The 3,729-nt window shown below is 52.3% G+C and carries 3 protein-coding genes and 1 pseudogene; 2 read left to right on the plus strand and 2 right to left on the minus strand.

Translation table 11 applies throughout. From position 1 onward, the window contains the following. Positions 1 to 91 precede the first annotated feature (91 nt). Both ACI2JR_RS28080 and bolA read right to left on the minus strand, forming a co-directional pair. Positions 92 to 163, minus strand: a pseudogene (locus ACI2JR_RS28080) (hypothetical protein); the annotation flags it as partial. A 343-nt stretch (positions 164 to 506) separates the two neighbouring features. Further along, positions 507 to 824 (minus strand): transcriptional regulator BolA, encoded by a 318-nt coding sequence (gene bolA / locus ACI2JR_RS28085; RefSeq protein WP_015585028.1) that lies wholly within the window; start codon positions 822 to 824, stop codon positions 507 to 509. 301 nt (positions 825 to 1,125) lie between these two features. On the opposite strand from bolA, the gene ACI2JR_RS28090 reads away from it, so the two are divergent. Together ACI2JR_RS28090 and ampG are read left to right on the plus strand one after the other, a co-directional pair. Beyond that, complete coding sequence (locus ACI2JR_RS28090; RefSeq protein ID WP_132728439.1) at positions 1,126 to 1,704, plus strand: lipoprotein; 579 nt, start codon at positions 1,126 to 1,128, stop codon at positions 1,702 to 1,704. A gap of 44 nt (positions 1,705 to 1,748) precedes the next feature. Next, positions 1,749 to 3,224, plus strand: a complete 1,476-nt coding sequence (ampG, locus tag ACI2JR_RS28095) for a muropeptide MFS transporter AmpG (RefSeq protein ID WP_132728437.1) — start codon at positions 1,749 to 1,751, stop codon at positions 3,222 to 3,224. Positions 3,225 to 3,729: the final 505 nt, after the last annotated feature.

Consider the following 3,729-nt stretch of genomic DNA (forward strand, 5'->3'; position numbering starts at 1 on the left):
CAACAACAAACAACGGAACAATGCCTAAACGTAATCCGACAATGCGAACTTATTTCGAAAAGTAGACAAGCACTCTTTATACATCATTATATATGCTTTCAGCGGCTATAGTAATCGTTACACGGCGCCCAAGGCCCTGAGTGGTTTCAACTGAAACTTGCATCTTGTTACCTCAAAAAAATCACAGTGCTCGGTCAACTCTGGAAGCGCGTGTAAGTTGCTTCGCAGAACCGGGATGCCCTCTTCAATCAGAAACACATTCCCTGTCGTCAGAATCATCCCGAAGACATTCATATAAGATGCGGCATTATAGCGGCATCACTTTTGTGAGTCGAGAACGGTTGTCGCCCACTGCTGCGGCATTTTTCACATTTCCCGCGCAAATTTGTCTGTAAAAGTGCCGACAGCGCACATTTTCCAGGCAAAACAAAACGGCCCGTAGGCCGTTTTTTGATAAATCTTCACGCAACATACTGGAAAAGCTCCAGCGGTTGCAAATGGGATTTTTACGCGATGCTTCCTGCCCCGCGGCATGGAGGAGACGCAAAGACAGTGTCCTGAAGCCCTTCCCACTCTTTGATCGTATAGGTATGCAGCGCCAGCGCATGCACGGTGCTCGACAGCTCCTCGGTCAACGTACCGTAAATCATCCGGTGACGGTTAAGGAAACGCTCACCGGTGAAACGATCGCTGACCAACACCACTTTAAAATGACTTTCAGAGCCCGCTGGGACATTGTGGCGATAACTTTCATCCACGACTTCGAGATACACGGGGTCGAACGCTGCCCTAAGTTTTGCTTCGATCTGTTCACGTATCATCATGAATTTTCTCCTCCGACAACGCTGAGATGCCGCCATTCCTTTTAAATGTTAGCCGCTTTTACCGCTTCCATTACGGGAAAACAACAAAAAATTAGCATTCCTCTGATATTTTCATTCAAAAGTATCGAGTTTACTCACTGAGTCCCCCAGAACACCCGCCTGAATCGCGAGAAAAATGGGGGGAGACGATAAAATGTACAACGCGATGAATTTACATACGTTGCCACTTCCCCTTGCCGTTGGCGATGTTATGATGGCGGGAATTTTCCTCATAACAACACCATGCGTTGAGACCCTGAACATGTTTAAGAAAATTATTTTCCCGCTGGTCGCGCTGTTTATGCTGGCCGGATGCGCCACGCCGCCGACGACCATTGATGTATCGCCGAAAATGAGCCTGCCGCAGCAGGACCCGAGCCTGATGGGCGTCACCGTTAGCATCAACGGCGCGGATCAGCGTCCGGACCAGGCGTTGGCGAAAGTGACCCGCAATAACCAGCAGGTGACGCTGACCGCCTCCCGCGACCTGCGTTTCCTGCTGCAGGAAGTGCTTGAGAAGCAAATGACCGCCCGCGGCTATATGATTGGGCCGAACGGCGCCGTCGATCTGCAGATCATCGTCAACAAACTGTATGCCGATGTTTCTCAGGGCAACGTGCGCTACAACATCGCCACGAAGGCGGATATCGCCATCATCGCGACTGCCGCGAACGGTACCAAAATGACTAAAAACTATCGCGCAAGCTATTCTGTTGAAGGCGCCTTCCAGGCCTCCAACCAGAATATTGCCAATGCTGTGAACAGCGTCCTGACCGACACCATCGCCGATATGGCGCAGGACACCAGCATCCACGATTTCATCAAGCAAAACGCTCGTTGATTCGTTCGCCAACCCGGCCTCACGTCGGGTTGGCGCAATAAACCATGTCCAACCACTACTTACGCATTTTTCAGCAACCTAAATCAGCCATTTTGCTGATCCTCGGTTTCGCTTCCGGTTTGCCTCTTGCCCTGACTTCCGGCACGCTGCAGGCGTGGATGACCGTTGAAAATATCGATCTGAAAACCATCGGTTTTTTCTCGCTTGTCGGCCAGGCTTACGTGTTTAAATTTCTCTGGTCGCCGGTCATGGACCGCTACACGCCGCCGTTTCTTGGCCGCCGCCGCGGCTGGCTGCTGACCACCCAGTTTCTGCTGCTTATCGCCATTGCCGCCATGGGGTTCCTTGAGCCCGCCAGCCAGCTCCGCTGGATGGCCGCGTTAGCGGTGGTCATCGCCTTCTGTTCCGCGTCACAGGATATTGTCTTTGACGCATGGAAAACCGATGTCCTGCCGGCAGAAGAGCGCGGCGCAGGGGCAGCCATCAGCGTGCTGGGCTATCGCCTCGGGATGCTGGTCTCCGGCGGCCTGGCGCTATGGCTGGCCGATCGCTGGCTCGGCTGGCAGGGAATGTACTGGCTGATGGCCGCGCTGCTGATCCCCTGCATCATCGCTACGCTGCTGGCACCGGAACCAAGCGACGTGATCCCGGTACCGAAGAGCCTCGAACAGGCGGTTGCGGCGCCGCTACGTGATTTCTTCGGGCGTAACAATGCCTGGCTGATCCTGCTGTTGATTGTCCTTTATAAGCTTGGCGACGCCTTTGCCATGAGCCTGACCACCACCTTCCTGATTCGCGGCGTTGGTTTTGATGCCGGAGAGGTCGGGATGGTCAATAAAACGCTGGGACTTTTCGCCACCATTGTTGGCGCGCTGTACGGCGGGGTATTAATGCAGCGTCTGACCCTGTTCCGCGCCCTGCTGATCTTCGGGGTGCTGCAGGGCGTCTCCAATGCCGGCTACTGGCTGCTGTCGATCACCGATAAACATCTTTATTCGATGGCGACGGCGGTATTTTTCGAAAACCTGTGCGGCGGGATGGGCACCGCGGCGTTTGTCGCCCTGTTAATGACGCTGTGCAATAAATCGTTTTCCGCCACCCAGTTTGCCTTACTGTCGGCGCTATCGGCGGTCGGGCGCGTGTATGTCGGCCCGATTGCCGGTTGGTTTGTCGAAGCGCACGGCTGGCCAACCTTTTATCTCTTCTCGGTGATTGCGGCCGTGCCGGGGATTGTGCTTTTACTGGTCTGTCGGCGCACGCTGGAACACACCCAGCGCACCGAAAGCTTTATGCCACGCACGCACTACCCGCGGGCTTACGCTCTGGCGCTATTGATCCTCGCGGCCGGGTGCCTGATGCTGGCGATATGGCTACTGTTACTGGTGCTGAATGCCATGGACTACACCGCCTTTTCCTTCCTGCCCGGCATGCTGGAGATCGCAGCGTTAACGGCCGTAGGCGGTATTGTGCTCGGAAGTCTGCTGGATTATCTGGCCTTGCGGAAGACCGCGCTGATTTAGCGCCCGATCGGGATGTTATTAGCCGTTGTAATCACTCAACGTAATTATAACGGCTTATTAACGATTCTATATTCTGCATTTTTCATTTGTTGTTTTGTGCGCTTAACATTGTCGGAAATTATTGACTCCTTTTATTCAATTCATTAAATAATTTAACCGATTCAGCAAAAGTGATTAAATATCTCCCGCTGGCGATGTCTGTTATTTGATAATTAATTGTTAATTAGTTGTGTTATTTTCCCGGTGTTTATGCTCATTAGCCTATAAGCCCATCAATTCTTATCGCTTTCGTTATAGATCCTGCATATATCGGGCTTTGCAAGCGTCTGCGTCACACCCGGTTACATATGTGACAAAGCAAGCAGAACCCGCTAACACAGAACTGACACAGCTCCAATCATGTTTACAGTAATGCAACCTTCCCGTAAAATGCCCGTACACTTTAAGCGCCACCAGATTCCGTGGAATTGAGGTCGTTCAATGAGACTTAGGAAATACAATAAAA

It is taken from the genome of Klebsiella sp. NPDC088457 (assembly GCF_044900465.1).
Classification (GTDB): Bacteria; Pseudomonadota; Gammaproteobacteria; order Enterobacterales; family Enterobacteriaceae; genus Klebsiella.

Coding starts and splice junctions, on each gene's coding strand:
- ampG (WP_132728437.1), top strand. CDS start 1,749: ATGTCCAACCACTACTTACGCATTTTTCAGCAACCTAAATCAGCCATT.
- ACI2JR_RS28090 (WP_132728439.1), top strand. CDS start 1,126: ATGTTTAAGAAAATTATTTTCCCGCTGGTCGCGCTGTTTATGCTGGCC.
- bolA (WP_015585028.1), bottom strand. CDS start 824: ATGATGATACGTGAACAGATCGAAGCAAAACTTAGGGCAGCGTTCGAC.